Raw genomic sequence first — 24,687 nt, 5'->3', positions numbered from 1 at the left:
GTCAGGCTCCTATGGCTGCATCATAGGCATAGATGGTGGCCTTGGCACGTTCGGCAACCTCTGCCGCGGTCATTCCCGGCTTGTAGAGACTGGTGCCGAGACCGAAAGCCAGAATGCCCGCCTTGGTGTAATCGGCAAAATTCTTGTCCGAAACGCCGCCGACCGCGGCGATGACGAGCTCCGGCGGCAGGACCGCGCGAATGGCGGTGATACCGGAGGCACCGAGTACGCCGGCGGGGAAGAATTTAAGGCCGGTGGCGCCGGCGCGGGCAGCGGAAAGCGCTTCCGTCGCGGTGAATACGCCTGGCATCGTCACCATGCCCTTGTCGCGGGCGCGGCTGATGACCGCAGGCTCGACATTTGGCGTGACGAGCAACTTGCCGCCGGCGCTGTCCAATCGGTCGACATCCTCGACCGTCAGCACCGTGCCTGCGCCGATCAGGCAATCAGCGGGGGCCATCTTGGCGGCAATCTCGATGGAACGAAAAGGCTCGGGCGAATTCAGCGGAATTTCGATCGCGCTGAAGCCGGTCTCGATCAGCGCGCCGACGATATCAGCCGTTTCCTCCGGCTTGATGCCGCGAAGAATGGCGATGAGCGGGCGTTTCATGGGCGGGAAGGGGATGCGGGTCGTCATCAGCTTTTGCTTTCTTTTTTGAACCAGATCGCTTCGGCCGCGGCGGAAAGCCCGCGACGGACGGCGGCGTCGGCGTCGATGGTCTTGTAGGTGAGAGATAGGGCGCGGAACGCACCCTCATAGAGAGCCTGCAGGCGGCCGGACGCGACAAGCGTAATGGTCACGTTCTGCCCGGCTGATGCAAGCGCGCCGGCAATCTCCGTTCCGATCAGGGTTCCTGATATCAGCGCCTGCGCACCGGCAGCCGTCAGTCCGTGCAAAAGCTGGCCGGAACGTGCGGTGAACAACAGGTTGGTCGCAAGGGCAGGTTTGTCGAACGCTGCCCCGAGGGCCGTCTCGAATACCTTGGTATCGGCAGGCTGATCCGCCGCGCCGGCAACGGCATGCGACAGGATGCTGTGCTTGGTAATGACGTCGAAGAGCTCGCCGGTCATGAAGGTGGAGAAGCCCGTCACCTGGCCGTCAAGCACGCGTACCCATTTCGAATGCGTTCCCGGCATGCACACGAGCTGTTCGCCCTTGGCATCGGCGGCGATCGCGCCGAGCAACTGTGTTTCCTCGCCGCGCATGACGTCAGGCATCTGCTGGCTGCGTTGCGCAAGGCCCGGCAGGATGCGGATGTCGCGAGATTGTCCGGGCACGGAAACGGCACCGGTGAGGATCGCGGCAAGCGATGCCGGTGTGTCGATATATCCGGCCTCCACCCAGCCCTGGCGCGCTCCGGCCATGCCGCAGACGAGAACGGGAACGGTGTCCGGCACGGATACTGCGTCCAGATGGGCCTGCAGAACCTTGGCAAAGCCGGTCTGGGCCGCCGCAGTCATGCCTTCGCCGCTCCGGCGCTCTGCCAGAATGCTTCCGTCCTCGCCGATCAGCCACAGACGGAAACTGCTGGTGCCCCAGTCAACCGCGACATATGCGGGCTTGGTCATGAGAAATGCTCCAAAGTCTTTCGTTAGAAGATGCCGCCATCGACGGTGATGGCTTGTCCGGTCATGGCGCCCGAGCACTCAGACGCCAGGAAAAGCACCGGTCCCACAAGATCGTCGGCGCTCAGCACGCGCTTGAGGCATTGCCGATCGATCGTACTCGCCATGCCCTCTTCGGTCAGCCATAGGTCGAGCTGCCGCTTGGTCACGACCATTCCGGGGAGGACGGCATTGACGCGAATATTCTCAGGGCCGAAGCGTCCGGCAAAGCTCTTGGTCAGCCCGAGGATGCCGGACTTTGCCGCCGCATAGGAGGACAGCAGCGGCGGGCTGGTCTTGAAGACGATTGAGGAAAAATTGATGATTGCGCCGCCGCCGGCTGCCCGCATGCCGGGAACTGCCGCCTGCGAAACGAAGAAAACCTGTTTGAGGTTGATCGCCTGATTGTTGTCCCAATAGTCCTCTGTCGTTGTGTCGATATCGTGCCGGTCGTCCCAGGCTGCGTTGTTGACGAGCACGCGGATCGCGCCGAGATCGGATTCGACCGCCGCGACCGTGCTTTTGATAGCGCCGACATCGCGCAGGTCGGCGTGATAGAAGACGACGGGATGGGCGGATTTCGCCGAAAGCTTGGCGGCCAGCGCCTTGCTCGGCTCCTCGGCAACGTCGATGAAGGCAACTTTCGCACCCTGCTTGGCGAACCCCTCTACAAGTGCCGCACCGATGCCGGAGCCGCCGCCGGTGACGAGTACGGTTCGATCTTTCAGGTCGGGAAATTGCGCATGCGTCTCAGCCAAGATCTCTCCTCCGAGATAGGTTACAAAGTTCCATTATGTGGAACAATATTTGACTATATGGAATTATCGGATTACCCTTCCATCGTGTCAAGGATAACGCTGCAGTGCCAGCGATAAATGAAAGGACATGGATCTGAATTCGGAAGGCGTGAAAGCGAACGGCCGCCGCGACCGGGAAACCGGAACGCTTGGGAAGCTTGTTGCGCTGCTCGATCTCGTTGCGCTTGCCGATGGCCCCATGCGCTTTACGGATATTCTTTCGCTGTCCGATCAGCCGCGCGGCACGCTGCATCGCCAATTGTCGCATCTCGTCGAGGAAGGGCTTCTGGAGGTCGATCGCGACGGTCGCTATCTCATCGGTCTCAGGCTTTTGACGCTCGCCTCACGCAGCTGGGCGCGCAACGAATTTCGTGCCATTGCCGAGCCGCATTTGCAGCGCCTGCACGACGTCACCTGCGAAACCGTGCATCTCGGCGTTCTGCATGGCGCAGAGGTCATCTATCTCGACAAGGTCGAGGGACGGCAGTCCGTTCGCATGTATTCGCAGATCGGCAATGCCTCGCCGACCTATTGCACGGGCATCGGCAAGGCTGCGCTTTCCGCGCTCGATGATACCGAGCTTGCGACCCGGATCGCCGGTCTCGAATTTCACCCCTATACCGGGCAGACGCTCCACAATGCCGGAGAGCTGCTCTCGGATATTTCGGAGATCAGGCGACGCGGCTATGCGTTCGATCTCGAGGAGCACGAAAGCGGCATATGCTGTGTTGCCGCCCCGATCCGCTCGGATGATGGTCATATGCTGGCCGGTGTCTCGGTCACCGGACCGGCCTATCGTGTCACGCCGCAGAGCCTGCAGGCATGGGCGCCGCTGGTGGTGGCTGCCGCTCAATCGATCATGATGGATATGCGCAATCGCATGGGCCCGAAACGCTAGTTCCACAAATTCTCATCGCGGCCGCCCAGGCCTTTTCAATTTTAATGCTGCCAATGCCGGACCTTAGCCAAATCGCCCGTTTATCTTGAATTTTATTGTTGAGATATGCGTAAGAGCTGCCATTATAAGTAAATGATTGCTGGAATCATCAAGGATTTGGCGAGGTTATGACCGGACGACATAGTAACGATCGTTGAAGCTGCCACGAATTTCGAAAACTTATATTTCGGCAGGTGCCCTATATCGGCGCTGGTGCGTTAATCGTGGGGGACAAGATACGGAAATCCCGTATTTTTTTCCTCTTTTACTAAAGAAGACTGATGATGGCGGCATTGGTACAGGCGGGAACGCCCCCTCGCGGTGAGGACTATATCGAAGAAATCGGTAGGCTGAAGACTCAGTTTGATGTGTTCCGTTTCATGAAAGGGCTGACCGAGGCCTATCGCTGCCGCGCTTTCATGGTGCTCAATCTACCGCCGATCACCTCTTTCGAACTGCAGAGCAATTCGGTGATCAACAACTGGCCGGCCGAACTGCTGTCGATTTATGATCAGGAAGGGCTGCTGCCGACCAGCCCTCCATTGCTGCGCTTGCGCAGCTCAACACTTCCTTTCGTCTATGAGGTGGTGGCGAGCCCCAATCGCGAGGTAGGCAAATCGCAGCTCGTCGTCGCTCTGTTCGAGCGCTTTCGCATGACGCGCTTCCTCTATCTGCCGACCCATGATGCCTCCGGTCTTCGCGGCGCGGTCTCCCTGGCTGGTGATCGCGATCTCTTTTCGTCCGAGGAGATCAAGGATCTCTCCTACATCGCAATTCACGTCTTCGATCGGCTCGCGGAAATCCGTAATCTCGACGTTCGTGTCGTTGACGCCCTTACCGATCGCGAGATCGATTGCCTGAATTGGACCGCGGCGGGAAAGACGAGCGCGGAAATAGCCGAGATCCTTGCGCTGTCGGAGCATACGGTCAACCATTACCTCAATCGCGCTACCAAGAAGCTCGACACCGTCAACCGCACGCAGGCCGTTGCCAAGGCGTTACGTGTTGGGCTGATCAAGTGATCCTTGCGGGCTCGCCGAAGTGCTGCCGTCGTCAGTTTTAATTGCCGGCAGGATGTGGCCAATTGACTGCAATTCGGGCAGTTGCTGAATGAATTTTGTGCGCTGCGAATAAAATATGATGAGGAGAATCGGCGCGCCCTTCTGATCAGGCCGACCAGCTCCTCGCCAAGTCTCTGAAATGCGGCGATTTTTTCAATTTTGTGAAAACTGGCACGCTTCCTGCTTGTTAAATGGCAGAGGTCCAGAGGGGACTTTGATAACAGCGCCGATGAAACGGGCGCGGATCAAACGACCGTCGCCGATGCCGTCGCCATAGCTTCCCAGGCGAAGGGTGTCGGCGGCGGTTGTTGCCCAATTGGCACGCTCACAAAGATCGAAGCGGCCGATGAGGCGATTTTCCCAACCTTGCCCTATTCCTTCCAAGCAGTTGTTCTATGTCGGCCGGCGAACGTCTTTCCGTGTTGGGAGACCGTTGCGGCTGGTGGGGTCATAGATGGACCCGGCGGACCTGCCGGCCGCAACGAAGACGCTTTTTATCGATAGCGCCTTGAATTTCGTTTGGCGAAGTCCCGCCGCTCTACTATCTAAGCCAGAAAGATTTCAGGAAGCGTGCGACAAATGCTGCGCTCCGGATGAAGATCGTGCAGTGAGGGTGGAATGGCAGATATCACCAAGGAACAGGTGCTGGAAACGTTGAAGACGGTTCGCGGCCCGGACCTGGAGCACAATATCGTCGAGCTCGGTATGGTGTCGGATGTCTTCATTTCCGACGGCAAGGTCTATTTCTCTATTACCGTTCCCGCCGAACGCGCCAAGGATCTCGAGCCGATGCGTCTTGCGGCCGAGCGCGTCATCAAGGAAATGCCCGGCGTCAAGGGCGCCCTGGTCGCTTTGACCGCCGACAAGAAGGCCGGCGCGCCCGCCGCCCGGCCGACGCCGGCGCAAGCTGCCCCGCACGGCCATTCCCATCCGCATCCTCATCAGCACGCGCCGCAACAGCCGCCCCGCGCCGCCAAGATCGGCGTTCCGGGCGTCAAGGCCATCATCGCGGTCGCTTCTGGCAAGGGTGGTGTCGGCAAATCGACCACCGCAGTTAATCTTGCACTGGGCCTCCTGGCCAACGGCCTGCGCGTCGGCATTCTGGATGGCGATATCTATGGCCCTTCGATGCCGCGCCTCCTGAAGATTTCCGGACGTCCCACGCAGATCGACGGCCGCATCATCAATCCCATGGAGAATTACGGCCTCAAAGTCATGTCGATGGGTTTCCTGGTGGAGGAAGAAACCGCAATGATCTGGCGCGGGCCGATGGTGCAATCCGCGCTCCTGCAGATGCTGCGCGAAGTCGCCTGGGGCGAGCTCGACGTCTTGGTGGTGGACATGCCGCCCGGCACGGGTGACGTGCAGTTGACCATGGCACAGCAGGTACCGCTTGCCGGCGCCGTCATCGTTTCGACGCCACAGGACCTCGCCTTGATCGATGCGCGCAAGGGCCTGAACATGTTCCGCAAGGTCGAGGTTCCTGTCCTCGGCATCGTCGAGAACATGAGCTATTTCATCGCGCCGGACACCGGCGCCCGCTACGATATTTTCGGCCATGGTGGCGCGCGCAGGGAAGCCGAGCGCATCGGCGTGCCTTTCCTCGGCGAAGTGCCGCTGACCATGGGCATTCGTGAAACCTCGGATGCTGGCACGCCGCTCGTCGCCGCCGAACCGAACGGAGTCGTCGCGAATATTTATCGCGAGATCGCTGCCAAGGTTTGGAAGCAAGTGGAGGGCACACCGCAACGCGCTGCGCCGTCGATCGTATTCGAATAAATTACAGAGACATATCTGCTTTCTGTATAGCGACGCATTGTCTTGTCGGCATCCTGTGCTATGACTTCGCAAGATCATCGAAACTGCGGTGAAATCGCGCAATGAAGAGGTTGTGACTTGATTCTTTGCGAGCTTTGCTGCATATGCGCCGCCGGCGTGGAACTGGTCGAGCATTTCCGATGACCGCCCTCCGCCGCATGGTGGTTTTATTTCGTCCGAGCAGGCGCCTTCGCCAGGACGGACGAAGGATTGGTACAGCAGCGCAATGGAACATGGACACGGATTCCCGGCCGGACCGGCGGGATACGACCGGGGTTTTATGAGCTTTTTTCATTGGCCATTGGTGGGATCGCGGCGAATGCGCGCAAAGTGCCTCGGCTTCAGTGTCGTCTCCGCTGTCGCGGGAGCGAGCAGTTGATAACTGCCTATTGCTCAGATTCCAAACCGATTCAGCTCCCCGATCTCTCGGCCGCCGACCGCTTGCCTGACAATGCCGTTTGGATCGACATGGTCGATCCCACGCGCGACGAAGAGGCCGATATCGAACGGCTGCTTGGGCTCGAAGTGCCGACGCGCGAGGACATGAAGGACATAGAGCCTTCCAGCCGGCTCTACGTTGAAAACGGCTCGGTCTTTCTGACCGCTTCCCTATTGTGGAAGGCCGATACCAATCTGCCGATGCTGACCGATGTCGCCTTCATTCTGACGGGACGCCGGCTGGTCACCATCCGCTACGCACAGCCGAAATCCTTCGCATTGTTCATCGCGGCTCTGCAGCGCATTCCGCAGGAGCGGCGCACGGGTGTCGCGCTCCTTGCCAAACTTCTCGAAACCATTGTCGACCGTACCGCCGAGGTGCTTGAACAGACCGTCGCCGGTATCGATATATTGTCGGTGCACGTATTCGGCGATCGCGTGAAGAAGATCCGCCGCCCGGCAAACTACCTGGAAGAAAAGCTCAAGGACATCGCAGGCTATCACCGCACGCTCAGCAAGGTGCGTGACAGCTTGAGTTCGCTATCCCGGCTGCTGACCTTCCTTCATGCCATCCCCGCCATGCAACAGGACCATGAGGCCAAGGACCTGTGTCGCAATGTCTCGCGGGATGTCCAGTCCTTGTCCGAGCACGCATCCTTTGTCGCGGGAAATATCACCTTCCTGCTGGATGCATCGCTCGGGCTGATCAATATCGAGCAGAACGCCATCATCAAGATCTTTTCGATCGCTTCCGTGGTGTTCCTGCCGCCGACGCTTGTGGCGTCCGTCTATGGCATGAATTTCGAGCATATGCCCGAGCTGCATTTCGCCTACGGCTACCCGGCATCGTTGTTGTTGATGGTGGTTTCCGCCATCGTTCCGTTTTTCTTTTTTCGCTGGAAAGGCTGGCTCTGAGAGTCTAGTGATCCTGAATGTCTAACGAAAACCATCATTCTCCCGACGGGAAAATGAACGCTCGTAAGCTCGCATACCTCGCCCTCGGTTCGATCGGCGTGGTCTATGGCGATATCGGTACGAGCCCGCTCTATGCCTTTCGCGAGGCACTGAAGCCGGTAGCCGCTGACGGTTTGACGCGCGGCGAAGTCATCAGCGTCGTCTCGCTGATGTTCTGGACGCTGACGATCATCGTCACGATCAAATATGTCCTTTTTCTGCTCCGCGCAGACAATGACGGCGAAGGCGGCACGCTGTCGCTGCTGGCGCTGTTGATGAAGACGGCCAACGGCCATACCGCCATTCTGATGCTGCTGGGTCTGCTGGGCGCCGCGCTCTTCCTTGGTGATGCGATGATCACCCCGGCGCTTTCGGTTCTCTCGGCTGTCGAAGGCCTGAAGCTGGTCACGCCGCAGCTGTCAGACTATATCGTTCCCATATCGGTCGCCATCCTGGCGCTGCTCTTCGCCATCCAGTCGCACGGCACCGGCGCGGTCGCCCGCTTTTTCGGCCCGATCACAGCTCTCTGGTTCATCATCATCGGCCTTGCCGGCGTTATGCACATTTCCGACGATTACAGCATTCTGGCCGCGCTCAATCCGTGGTATGCGATCAGCTTCCTTATAAGGGAAGGCTTTCTTGGAATCGTCGTGCTCGGTGCGGTGTTTCTGACCGTGACGGGCGCGGAAGCGCTCTATGCCGACCTCGGCCATTTCGGCCGCCGTCCGATCCAGTGGGCCTGGTTCGTGGTGGTCTTTCCGTCGCTGGCGCTGAATTATTTCGGCCAGGGCGCTTTGGTGCTGCGCGAGCCGATGGCCATGTCCGACCCGTTTTTCCTGATGTTTCCACATTGGGCGATCCTGCCGGTGGTCATTCTCGCCACTCTGGCGACGATCATCGCCAGCCAGGCGGTCATTACGGGCGCTTTCTCGCTCACGCGCCAGGCCATCCATCTGGGCTTCCTGCCGCGCATGGAAATCCTGTTCACCTCCGAGACCAATACCGGCCAGATCTTCCTGCCGTCGGTCAACACCGTCCTATTCTTCGGCGTCATCTTCCTGGTCCTGGCCTTCAAGACCTCGGACGCGCTGGCGACGGCCTATGGTATCTCGGTTACCGGCGCGATGGTCGTCACCTCGATCATGGCTTTCGAATTCGTCCGCGTTCGCTGGAACTGGACGCTACCCATGGCTGTTGCCGTGCTGACGCCGCTGCTGCTCCTGGAATTCGTCTTCCTCGGCGCCAACCTCTTGAAGATCCACGACGGTGGCTATGTTCCGGTGCTGATCGCGACCGCTTTCACCGTCATCATGTGGACCTGGCGCCGTGGCACCGCGATCCTGATGGAAAAAACGCGGCACACCGATATCCCGCTGTCGTCCTTCGTCAGCTCGATCGAGCGCAAGAGCGATCACTCGCCCGCCCATGTGCCCGGCACCGCGATCTTCCTGACCAGCGATCCGGAATCCGCGCCTGCCGCGCTGCTGCATAATCTGAAGCACAATCACGTCCTGCACGACAAGAACGTGATCCTGACGATCCGCACCACGAACAAGCCGCGTGTCCTCCAGGAAGATCGCTATACGGTCGAAAAGGTTTCCGATCGCTTCTCGCGCGTCGAGCTGCGCTTCGGCTTCATGGAATCGCAGAACGTCTCCCAGGCACTCGCGACCCTGCGCAAGACCGGTTTGAAGTTCGACATCATGTCGACCTCCTTCTATCTCGGTCGTCGTAAGCTCGTGCCGGACGCCAAGTCGGGCATGCCGCACTGGCAGGACCGGCTCTATATCGCACTCGCCAACGCCGCGACCGACCCTTCAGACTACTTCCGCCTGCCGGCCAACCGCGTGGTGGAACTGGGCTCGCACGTCATCATCTAAGGCTGATTTTATCGCATCGTTCGAAGGCCCGGTGGACATCCGCCGGGCCTTTTCTCTTGCCCTGGGTAGCTTGCTGTATTCACGATCACAGATTCGCCCGAATTAACCATCCATCAAGGTTAATGGGGGATTATTCCGGCTCCTGGTTTCGAGTGCCGTTTGGAGTCCGGTGTTGTCTCGCTCGCGTTATGTCAGCCGAAAATTGAGTTTCTTGCCGAAAAACTGGACTTCGCCCGCCGTCTTCGGGCTCTGTGCCTGGCTGATCTTTCCGTCTCCTGCGGCCTACGCCGATCTTGCCGGCCTCCTTTCCGGCATCGACAGGGAAGGGGCCAACTGGCGCATGGTGATGACCGCCTCACCGGCCGGTTCCACCCATCAGGCGGAACTCGCCTTCGGCGATGCCAAGACGGCCGCCGCGGTGGGCGACGGCGGCTTGGTGCTGCCGGACGGGCGGCGGGTTGCTTTCCAGTCGGAACAAAAAGGCAGCGATCCGAGACCGGATGAGGACCGGGTCAACCGCCAGGACAAGAAGGGCCGCGTCGTTGCCATAGCGCCGATGCAGCCGCCGAAGGATTTTTCTGCGGGCTCGGTATTGGAGCGGCAAAGCATGCTGTTTCGGCCGGAATCCGATACCGGTGAGCGCACTGCCTTCCTGAAGCCGAAGCTCGACGGCAAGGAAATCCAGATCGCCACCGCCTTCTACAAGAAGCAGCCGCCGAAGCTGGACGAGAGCGTGCCGGCCTATCTGGCAAACCTCGTCACCAATCGGAATGCCGATGTTCTGGCGGCGGCCTATGCATCGCCGGCGCCGGACTATGCCCGTGTCTCGCCTTTCGATTCCATTCTTGCCAAGGATCAGGACGGCGAGGGCCGTTTCGTGCCGCAGATCGGACCGAAGGATCACCTGTGGGCAGCCAATATCCTGCCGCCATCTGTGTTCTCGTCCGATGAGCAGCAATGCCTTGCGACCGGCATCTATTTCGAGGCGCGCGGCGAGTCCGTGAAAGGGCAGGCGGCCGTCGCCCAGGTCATCCTCAATCGCGTTCGCAATCCCGTCTATCCCAAAACCATCTGCGGCGTCGTCTATCAGAACGAGGATTGGACCAACGCTTGCCAGTTCTCCTTCGCCTGCGACAACGTCAAGGATCGGGTCAACTCGCCGGAACACTGGCGCATCGCCCGTCAGGTCGCGATGGCGGTGACGGCCGGTAAGATCTGGTTGCCTGAAGTCGGCTCCGCCACCCACTACCATGCCGTCTACGTCAGGCCGAAATGGGCGGCCGAGATGGTGAAGGTCGGACGCATCGGCATGCATATCTTTTACCGCACGTATGGCGGCGGCTGGAGCTGAGGCGTTCGAAGTTTGCGGATTGGCCCTAAGAAGGGCCATGGCGGCTGGCAAAAAAGCCATAGAAAAGCATGGGCTGAAGAGGATTCTTCGGCTCAGTTTTCGTCCGGCACGGTTCTTTCACTCTAAACTCATGATTTAATTAGGCTAATTTATGGCTGGACAGATGTCGTCTACGCCTTGACTATGCTTTTTCCTAAAACTATGTTGCGCGCGACTTCAAAACGGGCCGAAAGGTGGCGAAACCTGCTGTTCGTTTACGCGTTGACCGGGGTATAGGGATAACGCGCGACGAAAGGGGAGGATATCACCATGACGGACGACCGCGACGAAAGTCTGGAACAGCGGCGGGCGCAGCTGGGAGCCGAATTGGCGAGCAAGCGCGCTGCCGCGAAAGAGGATGAATACGGGGAGGTTCGCGCCGAGGAAGGCCGTAAAGGCTATGCTCAGGCGATGAAGCTTTCCAGCGAATTCATTGCCGCCATTATCGTTGGCGCTGTTCTGGGCTACGTCTTCGACCGTTTTGTCGGTACGGCGCCGTGGGGCATGATTATCTTGCTGCTTCTCGGATTCTGTGCCGGCGTGCTGAACGTGCTGCGCTCTGCGGGCAAGGTGGCGACACCGGCGCTGGATGAGCAAGGCCGAGACAAGAAATGAGCGGAAGCGACGCTGCGGCGCCGTTTCCAGGTGAGAGGCATCCGCTCGCTCGAGCGGGAAAATGAAAGAGAACCAGCGGTGGCAAACGGACCTACCCATCAGTTCCTGATCTTCAAGATTATTCCGATCGATATCGGTGGAATTGATTTTTCGTTCACCAACGCTTCCTTGTTCATGGTCGCCTCCGCGGTAATCTCCGCCGGCTTCCTCTACTTCGCCGCGGCACAGCGCAGCGTTATCCCGAGCCGCGCTCAGTCGGTTGCGGAAATGGCCTACGAATTCATCGCCTCGATGCTGAAGGAAGGGGCGGGAACGAAGGGAATGAAGTTCTTCCCGCTGGTCTTCTCGCTCTTCATGTTCGTGCTGACGGCAAACCTGCTCGGCATGGTTCCGTATTTCTATACCATCACCAGCCAGATCATCGTCACCTTCGCTCTGGCGCTGCTCGTCATTCTCACCGTCATTCTCTACGGTTTGATCAAGCACGGCTTCGGCTTCTTCAAGCTCTTCGTGCCGCAAGGCGTTCCGGGCATCCTTCTGCCGCTGGTGGTGGTGATCGAAATCATCTCCTTCCTGTCGCGGCCGATTTCACTCTCCGTTCGTCTTTTCGCCAACATGCTGGCCGGTCATATCACGCTCAAGGTGTTCGCAGGCTTCGTCGCCTCGCTCGGAGCCCTTGGCGCGCTCGGCATCGGTGGCGCCATTCTTCCCCTCATCATGACCGTCGCCCTCACCGGTCTCGAGTTCCTCGTCGCCTTCCTCCAGGCTTACGTCTTTGCGGTGCTGACTTGCATGTACCTCAACGACGCGATCCATCCGGGTGGCCACTAAGGATAAAGACATTGGCGTCTAAGGGCGTCAGTCATTCACCGCACAACCATTTCAAAGGAGTTCAACATGGACGCGGAAGCAGCAAAGTTCATCGGCGCAGGTTTGGCTTGCTTTGGTATGGCCGGCACGGCTCTCGGCCTCGGCAATATCTTCGGCAGCTACCTGTCCGGCGCACTGCGCAATCCGTCGGCTGCTGACAGCCAGTTCGGCCGTCTGGTATTCGGCTTCGCCGTTACGGAAGCTCTGGGCATCTTCTCGCTGCTCATCGCTCTCCTCCTGCTCTTCGCCGTCTGATATCAGCGGCGTCATAGATCACGGTTCGCGGATAGCGAGCCGTGATTCTTTGTATTTGCAGACCACCTGGAGGTGAGCATGTTTGTGACCCCGGCATATGCTGAAGAAGCACCGCCGGCCGCCGGCGAGGTGCATACGGAAACGGGTGCGCCGAATGAAGGCCATCACGCCGGTGTTTTTCCGCCGTTTGACCATACGACGTATCCGTCACAGCTGCTTTGGCTGGTGATCACCTTCGTCATCTTCTATGTGGCCATGCAGAAGATTGTCATTCCGCGTGTTGGCGGCATCCTGGAAAGCCGGCACGACCGGATCGCTCAGGATATCGAGGAAGCTTCTCGCCTGAAGGCCGAAGCCGACGCCGCCGTCGCGACTTATGAAAGCGAATTGGCTACCGCGCGCGCCAAGGCGAATTCCATCGGCGCAAGCGCCCGCGATGCTGCCAAGGCCAAGGCCGAGGAAGATCGCAAGGCGATCGAGGCAAGCCTTTCCGAAAAGCTCAAGGCTGCGGAAACCCGCATCGCCGAGATCAAGACGAAGGCTTTTGGCGATGTTGGTGCCATTGCTGAAGAAACGGCCGCAGCTGTCGTCGAGCAGCTGGTCGGCAATGTCGCCGGCAAGGCTGATGTCGCTTCGGCTGTTGCCGTAGCATCCGCGAAGCGGGAGGGCTAAGTTATGACGTTTGGTCTTGACGAAACTTTCTTTGCATTCGTCGCGCTCATCATCTTCATCGGTCTCATCGCCTACCTGAAGGTTCCGGGCATGATGGCGAAGTCGCTGGACGACCGCGCCGACCAGATCCGCAACGAGCTGGCAGAAGCCAAGCGTCTGCGCGAAGAGGCCCAGCATCTGCTGGCCGAATATCAGCGCAAGCGCAAGGAAGCCGAAGCTGAAGCAGCGCATATCGTCGCCGCAGCCGAGCGCGAAGCCGACATGCTGACAACGGAAGCCCGCAAGAAGACGGAGGAATTCGTCGCCAACCGTACGGCTCTCTCCGAGCAGAAGATCAAGCAGGCAGAAGCCGACGCGATGAAGGCGGTTCGTTCCGCCGCCGTCGACCTGGCGATCGCCGCGGCTGAATCGGTGCTTGCGAAGAAGGCCGATGGTAGCGTCCAGTCCGGTCTTTTCAACGATGCCGTCAAGGAAGTGAAGACGCGGTTGAACTGAGCGCGCGGAACATTGAAACTCGAAAAACCCGCTTCGGCGGGTTTTTTGTTTTCCACCCCGCCTTGTTGATCATTGCCGCGACAGATAGCAAGATCATGGGATTGGGGAGGGCGGATGCAGTCAGCAACAAACGATGGGCCATTTCGTCAAGGCCATCTTATCGTGAGGCCGGCGCGGCCCTGGACACCGGGCGTGCACGCCTTGCTGACTGCCCTGCATCGGCATGGTTTCACGGCTGCTCCGCTTCCGGAGGGATATAACGAGGTCTGGGAGCGGGTGACCTATCTGCCCGGAGATACCGGCGACCTCGATGGCTGTACCGATATGCGCAGCGAGACGGTGCTGCGATCGGCGGCGGCGCTGCTGCGCCGTTACCATGATTGTTCCGTCTTGTTCGCAGAGACCCTTGAGGCCGGCAATCTGTGGCAATTGCCGGCCCGTCTGCCGTCCGAGGTCATCTGTCACGGAGATTTCGCACCCTACAATGTCGTTTTGAACGATGGCGAGGTGACCGGGATCATCGATTTCGAGGCAGCCCATCCCGGTCCGCGGATATGGGATCTCTCCTACGCGGTCTATCGCTGGGCGCCATTGTCCTCAAGCATGGCGGTGGAGGGATTGGATAGCCCTGTCAGCCAGATCCAGCGTGCGCGCGTCTTTGTCGATGCCTACGGGTTACCGGTTTCCGAGCGCAGTCTGCTTCCGGCTGCCATCATCGAGCGGCTCGAAGCGCTATTGGCCTTCATGGAACGGGAAGCTGCGCGCGGCATTGAGAGATATCGCCGGAACCTGCAGGATGGGCATGACCGCATCTACAGGGAAGATGTTGCCTATGTCGCTAAATGGTCGCCGGAGATCGTGGAAGGGCTGAGGAATTGAGACCTCAGACTGCTTCCTTTTTGAGGGGGCGGAAGCTCATGCGATGCAGCGAGCAGGGACCGTGTTGCTCGATGCCGGCGCGATGCTGCGGTGTGCCGTAGCCGGCATGGGCGGCAAAGCCATAGGCGGGAAAGACGATGCCCGCACGGGCCATCATCCGGTCGCGCGTTACCTTGGCGACGATCGAGGCGGCTGCGATCGAGAAAGAGCGCGCATCGCCCTTGACCACGGCTTTTCCGGGGCAGGCGAGCCCAGCGGGCACATCGAGCCCATCGGTCAGCACATAGCTTGCCGACACCGCCAGCCCGCAAATGGCGCGTCGCATCGCATCCAGGCTTGCCTTGCGGATATCGGTCGTGTCGATGCGGGTTGCGCTCGATGAGGCGATGGAGATCGTCGCCGTCGCCAGAATCTCGACGAACAGCTCCTCGCGTCTGGCGGCTGTCAACTGCTTGGAATCGTTCAGCCCATTCGGAATGCGCTCTGGATCGAGGATGACGGCGGCGGCCACGACCGGCCCTGCAAGCGGGCCTCTGCCCGCCTCGTCTGCCCCGGCGACCGGCCAATGTCCGGCACGCCGCGCGATCAGCTCCAGCTCGAAGGTCGGGACGAGCGGGATGTCCTCGAATAGCATTGGAGAATCGGGTGGCGTACTGCGTAACATGCGGCGAAGCTCGCACACCACCCGATCTCCTGCAAGCCCCCGGTGGATCAGGGCGGCGAACCAGGGGGCTTTTCCAGCGGGTACAGGGAAAGCCCGCAAGGAATGTCAGAGCAACGATAGCTGAACGCCGCTGCCGTCAGGCGGCACGAACAGGTCATCGCGCAATGCGATATTGCGACGCGTGAGTTCGAGCCGGCGCGTCGCCATTTCGAAGCGGCGGCTGATCTGCCAGGCATAGGGGCCTGCGCCCTTCATGCGCTTGCCGAATTCGGCATCGTAATCCTTGCCGCCGCGCATCGAGCGGATCAGCGACATCACATGGCGATAGCGGTCCGGATAATGCTGCAGCAGCCAGTCGCGAAACAGCGGGCTCACCTCCAGCGGCAGCCGCAGGATGACATAGCTTGCCTCCAGGGCGCCGGCGGCCTTGCCGGCATCGAGAATACGCTCGATCTCATGGTCATTAAGCGCCGGGATGATCGGTGCCACCATGACCGAGGTGCGAATGCCGGCCTCGCTGAGCGCCTGGATCGCCTCCAGCCGCCGCGGCGGTGTCGCTGCCCGTGGCTCCATGGTGCGCGCGAGCTTCCGGTCGAGTGTCGTCACTGACAGTCCCACCCGCACCAGGTTCTTGGCGGCCATTTCCTGGAGAATATCGATATCGCGCATGATCAGCGCCGACTTGGTGACGATGGCAACTGGATGATTGGCCCGGTTCAGCACCTCGAGGATCTGGCGCATGATCCGCCATTCCTTCTCGATCGGCTGATAAGGGTCCGTATTGGTGCCGATGGCGATGACGCGCGGCTTGTAGCCGGGCTTTGCGAGCTCGCGTTCCAGCAGCTTGGCTGCATCCGGCTTGGCAAACAGCTTCGATTCGAAGTCCAGTCCCGCCGACAGGCCCATATAGGCATGCGTCGGCCGCGCGAAGCAATAGATGCAGCCATGCTCGCAGCCACGATAAGGGTTGATGGAACGATCGAAGGGAATATCGGGGGATTCGTTGCGCGTGATCGCGGTGCGCGGCTTTTCCACCTGCACTTCGGTCTTGAAGGGCGGAAGCTCTTCCCATGTTTGCCAGCCGTCATCGACGGTCTCACGCTGCTGCGGCTCGAACCGGCCGCTCGGATTCAATCCGGCGCCGCGTCCGCGCCGGCGCTCAGCGTCGACCCTGAGACCCGCGTCGGCGATCAAAGCGTTGGCAACGTCTGCCGTATTGGCAGGCGCGAATGCGACCTGCCCTGCAAGGGACTGCTCGTTCATCGGTAGCTCCAGGGCGGTTCATGCCATCGCATGCCGCGTCTAAGATGATTAAATTCCTATCCGACAAATGAGAACATTGCAAGAACAAAAATTCGAAATCACCATCTTCCGCTTCGCATATTCGAGGTATTGGCGACGGCGGCGCCGCAGTTTCGAGGCGGTGCATGAGGCTTTTCTTAAACGTTCGGCCCCAAGGGTTAGGCGCTGGCAATAGATTGTGCGCCGCTCTATAAATGGGCAATGTTGACGGTCATCATCGAATGCCAGGATCACGAACCCGAGCTGGCACAGACATTGGCGGCATTGGTGGCAGGCGCGGTCGAGGGGCTGGTCTGCGATGTCGTCGTACTCGATCACGGCTCCAGGGACGGTACTTCGCGAGTGGCGGATGCCGCCGGATGCCGCTTTTATTCGCAGTGGGATATCAAGGACATATTGCGTTCGGCGCGCGGCGACTGGCTGCTGCTGGTCGAGCCGGGTGCGCGGCCGCAGGCGGGTTGGATCGACGAGATCGCGGAATATGTCTCCCTGAACAAGGCCCCGGCGCGCTTCACCGCGTCGCGCGGTTATCGCCGGCCTTTCCTTCAGCGCATTCGCAAGGGCACGCCGCCTTTGGAGCTGGGATTGCTTTTGTCGAAGGCTCAGGCCATCGCCGCCGCCAGAACCGGCATGCGGCTGGCCGAATTTGCCGAAGGCCGCAAGGGCCGCAGTCTTTCAAGCGAGCTCATACCCTCGTGGGTGGCGCGCGCGGCACGATAGCGCTTGGATTTCGAACCAGATTCCATTTGAAAAGCTGCAAATACATGCGATAATTTTCCTGTGGCGGCACCTTACGCGTGTCGCGTCGGGCGGTCGACCATGAAGATGCCGATATGCGGCGGAACAGGTCAGCGGCACACTCCTTGTCCGCCGGGATACCGGCGAAAGGAGGTGCGTCATGAAACGCACGATGCTTTACCGCCTCTTGTCCATGGCTCTCATGTCCAGTGCAATCCTTTTTCCCGGCGTTGCAGATTCCCAGGCGATGCTGGTTTGCGCCCAGCGCGTCGATATCGTCGCCTTTCTTGGCGACAACCTTTCCGAAAAGCTTTCGGCGGTCGGCAAGCTCAATCCCGATACGATCGTGGAGATCTACGCTGCCGAGAGCGGTAGCTGGACGCTGCTGATCAGCGACGCCTCAGGGCGCAGCTGCATCATCCTCAGTGGCGATAGTTGGGAATCAATTCCTGTCTTGCCGGGGCCGAAGGCATAGCAGGCTTATAATGTCCCGCCACGAGCAAGATCTACTTGGAGCCGGCGCCGCGCTTCAGATGCTCGTCGAGGCGCGGCATGATCTCCACGAAATTACAGGGCATATGGCGATAGTCGAGCTGCGCCTTAAGGATGCCGTCCCAGGCATCCTTGCAGGCGCCGGGTGATCCCGGCAGTACGAAGATGAAGGTGGCGTTGGCGACACCGCCGGTCGCCCGCGACTGGATCGTCGCCGTGCCGATCTTGTCGTAGGAGATGCGATGGAAGACCTCGGAGAAGCCGTCCATGCGTTTCTCGAACAGCGGCTCCAGCGCTTCGGGCGTAACATCGCGGCCGGTGAAGCCGGTGCCGCCTGTGGTGATCACCACGTCGACCGCATCGTCCTTCGTCCAGGCTTCCACCTGCACGCGGATGCGCTCCTTGTCGTCGGGAACGATGGCACGGGCCGCCAGCCTGTGGCCGGCTTCGGCAATGCGCGCGACCAGCGTATCGCCGGACTTGTCGTCTGCAAGCGTGCGCGTATCGGAAACGGTCAGCACGGCGATGCCGACGGGAATGAAGGATCTTTCGCTGACTGAACCTGCCATCACGCCTCTCCCGCAATCGTTTCCGTCACCTGGAAATACCAGTCCGGCTTCTGCCTGTGAAGCGAGGAGGCAGCAGCCTTCGCCTGTTCGGCGCTTTCAAAAATCCCGAAGCAAGTGGCACCGGAGCCGGACATTCGAGTCACTGTCGGCTGCTGGCTTTCGATCAGACCGGAAAGCACGGAAATCTCACCGCAGATCGAGCGTGCCGGCGGTTCGAGATCGTTGCGCAGGTTCCGGATCACCTCGATCCACTCGCTGGAGCCGCGCGGCATCTGTGTTGGAAACAGCAGCGGCGGATTGTCCTTGCGGACGAGATGGCGAAATACGTCCGGCGTGGAGACGCCGACGAGCGGATTGCCGAGAACCATGGGAAAGGAGGGAAACGCCGGCAGCAAGCCTATCGCCTCGCCAATCCCGCGCGCCACGAGGGGTTGACTGGCAAGGCACATCGGCACATCGGCGCCAAGCTTCAAGGCAATGGCCGTGACCTTCTCGTCAGGCAGCGTAAGCTGCCACAGCTGCATCAGCCCGCGCAATGTTGCGGCCGCATCCGCCGAGCCGCCGCCGATACCCGATGCAATCGGCAGGTTCTTCTCAAGATGGATATGAACGGCGGGTGCATCGAAGCCCGCCGCCTGTGCGGCCTGCCGCAGCAGGTCGCGCGCCCTGAGCACGAGATTGTCGCCAGCCTCGGCATCGACGGAAAGCAGCGGGCCGAAGCGCCCGGAAAGGCTGAACTCATCCTGCTCGCTTGCGCGGAATGCGACACGATCGCCATGGCGGGCAAAACTGACAAGCATGTCGAGCAAGTGATAGCCGTCGGCGCGGCGGCCTGTCACATGCAGCGCGAGATTAATCTTTGCGGGCGCTTCCTCCATGAGGTCGAAATCGCCCGCTGCCAAGATCGTGTTCATGGGAAGTCTTAGGACTTCTTGTCGACCGGCGCCGGAGCGTTCGTGTCGGGCGAAGGCGCAGGCGCGGGATCGGGTAGCTTGCTCTTGTCGACGGTCTTCGGATCGGTATCGAGCACGGGCAGGCCCTTCTCGACCTTTTCCTTGATCTTCGGAATATCGGCTTCTTCCGGCTTCGAGGCGAGCGCGCGGTTCCACTGGTAGACGGCTTCGAGCTTGCGATTGACACGCCAATAGGCATCGCCCAGGTGGTCGTTGATCGTCGGATCGCCGGCCTTCAGCTGTGCTGCCCGTTCCAGCTCGTTCACCGCGTCGTCGAAGCGGTTCAGGCGGAAATAGGCCCAGCCGAGCGAGTCGACGATGTAGCCATCGTCCGGCTTCAGGTCGACAGCCTTCTTGATCATGTTCAGGCCCTGGTCGAGATTCATGTTCATGTCGACCCAGGAATAGCCGAGATAGTTCAGAACCTGTGGCTGATCCGGGTTCAGTTCGAGCGCCTTCTTGAAGTTCGGCTCGGCATCCGGCCACTTCTTCAGCCGCTCATAGGCGATGCCGCGCTGGAAGAACACGGCCCAATCGCTGCGCTTCGGCACCGGGCCGATGATCTGTACGGCTTTGTCGTAGTTCTCGGCCATGGCCTGGAAATCCTTGGCGTCGGAAAGGACGCTGCCATAGGCAAGATAGCTACGAACGTCGTTAGGATCGGAATCGATCAATGCTTTCAGATGCTTGCGGGCATCGTCGACCTTGCCGGACTGGGCAAGCGCAAGGCCGAGCTGCAGCTCGGAAATGCGGGCCATCGGCGAATCGTCAGGCACCTTCTTGTAGAAGGCGACAGCGCGATCGGTCTGCTCCTGCTTTTCGGCAAGTCCGCCGAGAAGAACCAGCGTATCGGCGGCCTTCGGATCGAGCGAATTGGCAATCTGCAGGTAGAGCGAGACGACATCCTCGGCACCGTCGCGGTTCAGCGCGGCACCGATGGTAAAGAGCACGGCGGCCGCGCCCTGGCTCGCATTGGTGACCTGCTGGTCCGGCGTATCGCCCTTGGTGATGCTATCGCGCAACGCGTTCAGCGGCGCGTAATTGCTGACGAGATTGTCGCCGACCGAAATCGCATCCAGCGCCTTCTGCTTGTCGCCGGCCTTGGCTTCGAGGCGTGCAAGCGCCATGACCGCGCGCATGAAAGTATCGGGAGCCGTTGCGCCGCCCGTCTTGTCGAGGATCGCGTCGTTGAGATGCGAACGTGCCGATTTGAGGTCACCCAGCGTCAGCGCGATGGCGCCGGCATGATAGTTCTTGAAGATGTTGAACCAGTCCGGACCCTTCATCTTGTCGATCATCGAGATCGCTTCCTTGCCGCGGCCGGATCCGGCGCGGGCCCAAGCGGAGAGCAGGTTGGTCATCATCCGGTCGAGATCGTTCGGACCGTTATATTTGAGGATTTCCTGCGCGGTGCGGTATTCGTGACGACGGATGGCATCCATGCCACGCACGATCGTGGTGACCCGCTCGACAGAAGGATCGCTCTTCAGCTCGTTGGCGTATTTGACGCCCTCTTCCAGATTGCCGTTGAGCAGCAGCGAGATCATCAGCCGCTGGCGGATTTCCGGATTGCTGGGGTCGATCATCAGCGCTTTTTTATAAAGCGCGATGGCGGTGTCGTAGTCGTGGTCGACATCGGCCGTGCGGGCAGCGAGAAACGCGCCTGCGAAGGTATCGACGCTATCGGGATCGAAAGCAACCGGAGCGCTCGCCTCCGGCGCTGCTGCTGCCGGCTTATCCTCAGCGCGCGCGCCAGTCAGGGCGGACACCGAAAGGATTGCCGCCAAGGCTACGCCCGAAAGGAAACGGATGGCAAGTCTCTGCCGCATTAGAAAGCCTTTCATCAAGGGAATGGCCGGCGAAGTCGCCGGCGGCACAACGCATTCGTGTCAACTGATTCACAACAGGATGGCTTTTTTGAAGCGGCCCTGCAAGAAATTCGGGTTGTCGCTATCAATTAACGCGTTCGATGCAGAAATCGATCACTTCGAGAAGTGCCGATTTCCAGGGCGTTTCCGGCAGAGGCGCCAGAGCGTCGCGCGCGATGGTGCCGTAGTGCACGGCACGAGCAATCGTGTCGGCCAGCGCGCCGTATTTCGTGATCAGGCCGAGGGCCTTTTCGAGATTCTCGTCGCTGTTGTTGCCGGTTTCGATGGCGTCACGCCAGAAGGCGCGTTCCTTCTCGGTGCCGCGGCGATAGGCCAGGATCACCGGCAGCGTGATCTTGCCCTCGCGGAAATCGTCGCCGACATTCTTGCCGAGATCAGCAGCCTTGCCGCCGTAGTCCAGTGCATCGTCGACGAGCTGGAAAGCGAGGCCAAGATTGGTGCCGTAGGACTTCAGCGCATTGCGCTCCGCCTTACCGGCATTAGCAACGATCGGGCCGACTTCCGCCGCGGCGGCAAACAGCGCAGCGGTCTTGGCGCGGATGACAGAAAGATAATCATCCTCAGTCGTTTCCATGTTCTTGGAGACGGAGAGTTGCAGCACTTCGCCTTCGGCGATGACGCAGGCAGCCGAGGACAAGACGTCGAGAGCATCGAGCGAGCCGACTTCCACCATCATGCGGAAAGCCTGGCCGAGCAGGAAGTCGCCGACGAGAACACTTGCCTGATTGCCCCAGATCATGCGGGCGGTGGATTTGCCGCGGCGCAGATCGCTTTCATCGACCACGTCGTCATGCAGCAGCGTGGCCGTGTGCAGGAATTCGACTGACGTCGCGAGCTTGATGTGATTGTCGCCCTGATAGCCGTAAAGCGCGGCGGAGGCGATCGTCAGCATCGGCCGCAGGCGCTTGCCGCCGGAGGAGATGAGATGCTCGGCAACTTCGGGGATCATCTGCACATCGGAGCCGGCCTTGGACAGGATGAGCTGATTGACGCGTTCCATGTCCGCCTTGGTCAGATCCACCAATGGCTTGATGGATGCCAGTTTATTCTTGCTTTCTTCCAGCGGTATCACGACGCCCAACGATCCGGACTCCTGTTCATTTTCTGCAAAGCACAATAAGAAGGGGCGAAAGAGGCGGCAAGAGGCGAATTGTCTCGTCGCGTAAATTTGACAGGAATTCTAGGGCTTATGCACGAGCTGATCCGCACCAACGACCCGGTCCTTCTCTCTTTTGCGGAGAGCCTGATGAAGGATGCCGGAATTCATTGCATGGTGGCGGATCAGGCGATGAGCATCCTGGAGGGGTCTCTCGGCATGCTGCCGCGCCGCTTTCTGGTGGACGAAGAGCGTGCGGATCAGGCACGGCGCATCCTGATCGATGCCGGTCTCGGCGACGAGCTGCGCCCGGCGCGGACTTGAGGCCCGCCATGACGGGCAGCCCCTTGGAAACCATCGACGCCTTTCATCGCGGCGCTTTCCATGTCGTCCAGCCGAAGGGCAGGGGGCACCGCTCCGGCATGGATGCCATGCTGCTGGCCGCACTCGTGGCCGATGACCGCACGATCAGGGTGGCCGATCTCGGCGCTGGGGCGGGGGCGGCCGGAATGGCCGTCGCGTCTCGGCTCGATCATGCGGAGGTCGTGCTGTTCGAGCGCTCGCCCGACATGGCCGGGTTCGCCCGCAAGAGCCTTGCGTTGCAGGAAAATGCCCGTTTTGCCGATCGCGTCTCCGTCGTCGAAGCCGATGTGACCTTGACCGGCAAGGATCGTAATGAGGCGGGCCTGATCGACGACAGCTTCCATCATGTCATCATGAACCCGCCTTTCAACGATGCCAACGACAGGCTGACGCCCGATGCCTTGAAGGCCGAGGCGCATGCCATGACGGACAGGCTGTTCGAAAAATGGATCCGCACGGCAGGCGCGATCATGATCCCCGGCGGCCAGCTCTCGCTCATCGCCCGGCCGGAATCCATCGGCGAGATCATCACCGCCTGCGGCCGCCGCTTCGGCGGCATCGAGATCACGCCGATCCATCCGCGCCATGGTGAGAGCGCCGTGCGCATCCTGCTAACCGGAATAAAGGGGTCGCGGGCAAGGCTTGCGCTGCGGGCGCCGCTGATCATGCACGGCGAGGGGACACATAAATTTTCCGATTTCGTCGACGATCTGAACAATGGCCGCGCCGCCTATCCGCGCCGATAGCCTATCCTTCGCTTAAGGATCAGGGCACGAAATACGATCCGCGATGTTGCGTTTGCCGTTTCCATGCATACATCACGGGGCAGCAAACATCATGATTCAGGGATGACGAATGGTTGAGTTCTTGAGACGCATGCTTCCGAAGCGCTTCCGCAAGGAGCGGGTGATCGTCCCCGTTGTCCGGCTGAGCGGCGTCATCTCTTCCGGTGGCGGGCCGCTGCGGCAATCGCTGAATCTCGCGGGCGTGTCGCAGGCGCTTGAAAAGGCCTTCGACGTGAAGACAGCACCGGCCGTTGCCATTATCGTCAATTCACCGGGCGGTTCTCCGGTGCAATCGCGGATGATCTACAACCGCATTCGCGATCTTGCCACCGAGAAAAACAAGAAGGTCTTGGTCTTCGTCGAGGATGTGGCGGCGTCCGGCGGCTATATGATTGCGCTCGCAGGCGACGAGATCTTCGCAGACGCCACTTCCATCGTCGGTTCGATCGGCGTCGTTTCCGGCGGCTTTGGTTTTCCGGATCTGCTGAAGAAGATCGGCGTCGAGCGTCGCGTCTACACCGCTGGCGCGAACAAGGTGATCCTCGATCCGTTCCAGCCGGAGAAGGAAAGGGACATCGAATATCTAAAGAGCCTGCAGCTCGAAATCCACAAAGTCTTCATCGACATGGTGCTTGAACGGCGAACCGGAAAACTTTCCGCGGACGAAACGGTGTTCTCCGGCCTGTTCTGGACCGGCAGCCGTGGGCTGGAGCTTGGTTTGATCGACGGCCTCGGCGACATGCGTCAGGAATTGAGGAAGCGCTTCGGCGACAAGGTGAAACCAATGCTGATTACTTCGCCGCGCAGCCTTTTCGGCCGCAAGGCTCCGGGCATTTCGTTGGCTGGCATGGACGGTCTCGGCGCCGGGCTTGCATCCGGACTTGCCGAAGCGGCAGAGGAAAAGGCATTGTGGAGCCGGTACGGATTGTAATCGGGAGCGCTGCCTGATGCCCCAAATCATCTTCTTCGCCATCGCCGTCGGCGGCATCTGGTTCCTATATCGACGCTTCGTGCGCGACGCCCGGAGACTCGCCGAGAAATCCCGCCGCGCCGAAACGGAACGCCGCACCGGCGCCATGGGAACCCTGGTTAAGGATCCGAAGACGGGAGAATATCGTGTGAAGCGTGAGGATGACTAAACCAAATTGCTTCGTTTACGAGTTTTTGATA

At 60.2% G+C, this 24,687-nt stretch carries 28 protein-coding genes; 18 read left to right on the top strand and 10 right to left on the bottom strand.

The features are described 5' to 3' along the window. Position 1: 1 nt before the first annotated feature. Genes FP026_RS24035 through FP026_RS24025 form a run of 3 tightly spaced genes read right to left on the bottom strand, consistent with a single transcriptional unit; the run spans position 2 to position 2,363 of the window. Positions 2-637 (bottom strand): 2-dehydro-3-deoxy-6-phosphogalactonate aldolase, encoded by a 636-nt coding sequence (locus tag FP026_RS24035; RefSeq protein WP_149637090.1) that lies wholly within the window; start codon positions 635-637, stop codon positions 2-4. Beyond that, positions 637-1,569, bottom strand: a complete 933-nt coding sequence (locus FP026_RS24030) for a 2-dehydro-3-deoxygalactonokinase (protein ID WP_149637089.1) — start codon at positions 1,567-1,569, stop codon at positions 637-639. Before FP026_RS24030 ends, FP026_RS24035 begins: the two co-directional genes overlap by 1 nt. Before the next feature lie 23 nt (positions 1,570-1,592). Beyond that, complete coding sequence (locus FP026_RS24025) at positions 1,593-2,363, bottom strand: SDR family NAD(P)-dependent oxidoreductase (protein ID WP_149637088.1); 771 nt, start codon at positions 2,361-2,363, stop codon at positions 1,593-1,595. Between the two features lie 127 nt (positions 2,364-2,490). Here FP026_RS24025 and FP026_RS24020 point away from each other — a divergent pair, with 127 nt between their 5' ends. Both FP026_RS24020 and FP026_RS24015 read left to right on the top strand, forming a co-directional pair. Next, positions 2,491-3,300, top strand: a complete 810-nt coding sequence (locus tag FP026_RS24020; protein WP_149637087.1) for an IclR family transcriptional regulator — start codon at positions 2,491-2,493, stop codon at positions 3,298-3,300. Between the two features lie 320 nt (positions 3,301-3,620). After that, a complete protein-coding gene (locus tag FP026_RS24015) occupies positions 3,621-4,361 on the top strand; it encodes a helix-turn-helix transcriptional regulator (RefSeq protein WP_432444145.1) in 741 nt (246 codons plus the stop codon). Positions 4,362-4,553: 192 nt separating this feature from the next. Here FP026_RS24015 and FP026_RS24010 read toward each other — a convergent pair whose 3' ends face one another. Next, the gene (locus tag FP026_RS24010) at positions 4,554-4,784 is read right to left on the bottom strand and encodes a hypothetical protein (RefSeq protein WP_149637085.1); all 231 of its coding nucleotides are present in this window, start codon (positions 4,782-4,784) and stop codon (positions 4,554-4,556) included. Positions 4,785-5,018: 234 nt separating this feature from the next. On the opposite strand from FP026_RS24010, the gene apbC reads away from it, so the two are divergent. From apbC to FP026_RS23960, 10 genes are all read left to right on the top strand, one after another. Next, a complete protein-coding gene (apbC, locus tag FP026_RS24005) occupies positions 5,019-6,179 on the top strand; it encodes an iron-sulfur cluster carrier protein ApbC (RefSeq protein WP_149637084.1) in 1,161 nt (386 codons plus the stop codon). A gap of 414 nt (positions 6,180-6,593) precedes the next feature. After that, complete coding sequence (locus FP026_RS24000; protein ID WP_149637083.1) at positions 6,594-7,571, top strand: magnesium transporter CorA family protein; 978 nt, start codon at positions 6,594-6,596, stop codon at positions 7,569-7,571. A gap of 53 nt (positions 7,572-7,624) precedes the next feature. Next, positions 7,625-9,490: a potassium transporter Kup gene (locus tag FP026_RS23995; protein WP_432444144.1), complete on the top strand. Its 1,866-nt coding sequence runs from the start codon at positions 7,625-7,627 to the stop codon at positions 9,488-9,490. Positions 9,491-9,662: 172 nt separating this feature from the next. Next, positions 9,663-10,841 carry a cell wall hydrolase gene (locus FP026_RS23990; RefSeq protein ID WP_149637081.1) on the top strand — a complete coding sequence of 393 codons (1,179 nt, stop codon included), beginning with the start codon at positions 9,663-9,665 and terminating at the stop codon, positions 10,839-10,841. Positions 10,842-11,150: 309 nt separating this feature from the next. After that, positions 11,151-11,495: an AtpZ/AtpI family protein gene (locus FP026_RS23985; RefSeq protein ID WP_120663124.1), complete on the top strand. Its 345-nt coding sequence runs from the start codon at positions 11,151-11,153 to the stop codon at positions 11,493-11,495. Positions 11,496-11,573: 78 nt separating this feature from the next. Continuing rightward, positions 11,574-12,326: a F0F1 ATP synthase subunit A gene (locus FP026_RS23980; RefSeq protein WP_149637080.1), complete on the top strand. Its 753-nt coding sequence runs from the start codon at positions 11,574-11,576 to the stop codon at positions 12,324-12,326. 66 nt (positions 12,327-12,392) lie between these two features. Further along, positions 12,393-12,620 carry a F0F1 ATP synthase subunit C gene (locus FP026_RS23975; RefSeq protein ID WP_004109844.1) on the top strand — a complete coding sequence of 76 codons (228 nt, stop codon included), beginning with the start codon at positions 12,393-12,395 and terminating at the stop codon, positions 12,618-12,620. A 78-nt stretch (positions 12,621-12,698) separates the two neighbouring features. Next, complete coding sequence (locus tag FP026_RS23970; RefSeq protein WP_149637079.1) at positions 12,699-13,292, top strand: F0F1 ATP synthase subunit B; 594 nt, start codon at positions 12,699-12,701, stop codon at positions 13,290-13,292. A 3-nt stretch (positions 13,293-13,295) separates the two neighbouring features. Continuing rightward, positions 13,296-13,787, top strand: coding sequence for a F0F1 ATP synthase subunit B (locus FP026_RS23965; protein WP_149637078.1), 492 nt, complete (start codon positions 13,296-13,298; stop codon positions 13,785-13,787). Between the two features lie 114 nt (positions 13,788-13,901). Then, positions 13,902-14,666: a phosphotransferase enzyme family protein gene (locus tag FP026_RS23960; protein WP_149637077.1), complete on the top strand. Its 765-nt coding sequence runs from the start codon at positions 13,902-13,904 to the stop codon at positions 14,664-14,666. 4 nt (positions 14,667-14,670) lie between these two features. Here the strand turns inward: FP026_RS23960 and FP026_RS23955 are convergent, their stop codons facing one another. Together FP026_RS23955 and FP026_RS23950 are read right to left on the bottom strand one after the other, a co-directional pair. Next, positions 14,671-15,330 carry a ribonuclease HII gene (locus FP026_RS23955; protein WP_149637185.1) on the bottom strand — a complete coding sequence of 220 codons (660 nt, stop codon included), beginning with the start codon at positions 15,328-15,330 and terminating at the stop codon, positions 14,671-14,673. Between the two features lie 105 nt (positions 15,331-15,435). Beyond that, entirely contained in the window at positions 15,436-16,593 is a 1,158-nt protein-coding gene (locus FP026_RS23950; protein WP_149637076.1) for a PA0069 family radical SAM protein, read from the bottom strand. Between the two features lie 240 nt (positions 16,594-16,833). Here FP026_RS23950 and FP026_RS23945 point away from each other — a divergent pair, with 240 nt between their 5' ends. Both FP026_RS23945 and FP026_RS23940 read left to right on the top strand, forming a co-directional pair. Then, a complete protein-coding gene (locus FP026_RS23945) occupies positions 16,834-17,352 on the top strand; it encodes a glycosyl transferase (RefSeq protein WP_149637075.1) in 519 nt (172 codons plus the stop codon). Positions 17,353-17,530: 178 nt separating this feature from the next. Next, positions 17,531-17,845 carry a hypothetical protein gene (locus FP026_RS23940; protein WP_149637074.1) on the top strand — a complete coding sequence of 105 codons (315 nt, stop codon included), beginning with the start codon at positions 17,531-17,533 and terminating at the stop codon, positions 17,843-17,845. 31 nt (positions 17,846-17,876) lie between these two features. Here the strand turns inward: FP026_RS23940 and moaB are convergent, their stop codons facing one another. The 4 genes from moaB to FP026_RS23920 all read right to left on the bottom strand — a co-directional run bounded on the left by moaB (position 17,877) and on the right by FP026_RS23920 (position 22,354). Beyond that, positions 17,877-18,431 carry a molybdenum cofactor biosynthesis protein B gene (moaB, locus tag FP026_RS23935; RefSeq protein WP_149637073.1) on the bottom strand — a complete coding sequence of 185 codons (555 nt, stop codon included), beginning with the start codon at positions 18,429-18,431 and terminating at the stop codon, positions 17,877-17,879. Beyond that, the gene (locus FP026_RS23930; protein ID WP_149637072.1) at positions 18,431-19,345 is read right to left on the bottom strand and encodes a 4-(cytidine 5'-diphospho)-2-C-methyl-D-erythritol kinase; all 915 of its coding nucleotides are present in this window, start codon (positions 19,343-19,345) and stop codon (positions 18,431-18,433) included. Before FP026_RS23930 ends, moaB begins: the two co-directional genes overlap by 1 nt. 8 nt (positions 19,346-19,353) lie before the next feature. Further along, positions 19,354-21,213, bottom strand: coding sequence for a tetratricopeptide repeat protein (locus FP026_RS23925; protein ID WP_149637071.1), 1,860 nt, complete (start codon positions 21,211-21,213; stop codon positions 19,354-19,356). A gap of 124 nt (positions 21,214-21,337) precedes the next feature. After that, entirely contained in the window at positions 21,338-22,354 is a 1,017-nt protein-coding gene (locus FP026_RS23920) for a polyprenyl synthetase family protein (RefSeq protein WP_149637070.1), read from the bottom strand. 108 nt (positions 22,355-22,462) lie between these two features. Here FP026_RS23920 and FP026_RS23915 point away from each other — a divergent pair, with 108 nt between their 5' ends. The 4 genes from FP026_RS23915 to FP026_RS23900 all read left to right on the top strand — a co-directional run bounded on the left by FP026_RS23915 (position 22,463) and on the right by FP026_RS23900 (position 24,656). Next, positions 22,463-22,693 (top strand): DUF2007 domain-containing protein, encoded by a 231-nt coding sequence (locus tag FP026_RS23915; protein WP_149637069.1) that lies wholly within the window; start codon positions 22,463-22,465, stop codon positions 22,691-22,693. A gap of 8 nt (positions 22,694-22,701) precedes the next feature. Continuing rightward, positions 22,702-23,478 carry a tRNA1(Val) (adenine(37)-N6)-methyltransferase gene (locus FP026_RS23910; protein WP_149637068.1) on the top strand — a complete coding sequence of 259 codons (777 nt, stop codon included), beginning with the start codon at positions 22,702-22,704 and terminating at the stop codon, positions 23,476-23,478. A gap of 109 nt (positions 23,479-23,587) precedes the next feature. Then, positions 23,588-24,448 (top strand): S49 family peptidase, encoded by an 861-nt coding sequence (locus FP026_RS23905; protein WP_149637067.1) that lies wholly within the window; start codon positions 23,588-23,590, stop codon positions 24,446-24,448. Between the two features lie 16 nt (positions 24,449-24,464). Next, the gene (locus FP026_RS23900; RefSeq protein ID WP_149637066.1) at positions 24,465-24,656 is read left to right on the top strand and encodes an NfeD family protein; all 192 of its coding nucleotides are present in this window, start codon (positions 24,465-24,467) and stop codon (positions 24,654-24,656) included. Positions 24,657-24,687: the final 31 nt, after the last annotated feature.

Source organism: Martinezella tropici, assembly GCF_008370325.1.
Lineage (GTDB): Bacteria > Pseudomonadota > Alphaproteobacteria > Rhizobiales > Rhizobiaceae > Rhizobium > Rhizobium tropici_B.
Note: the sequence above shows the minus strand (reverse complement) of the source record. Positions and strands in the feature narration are given on the sequence as shown.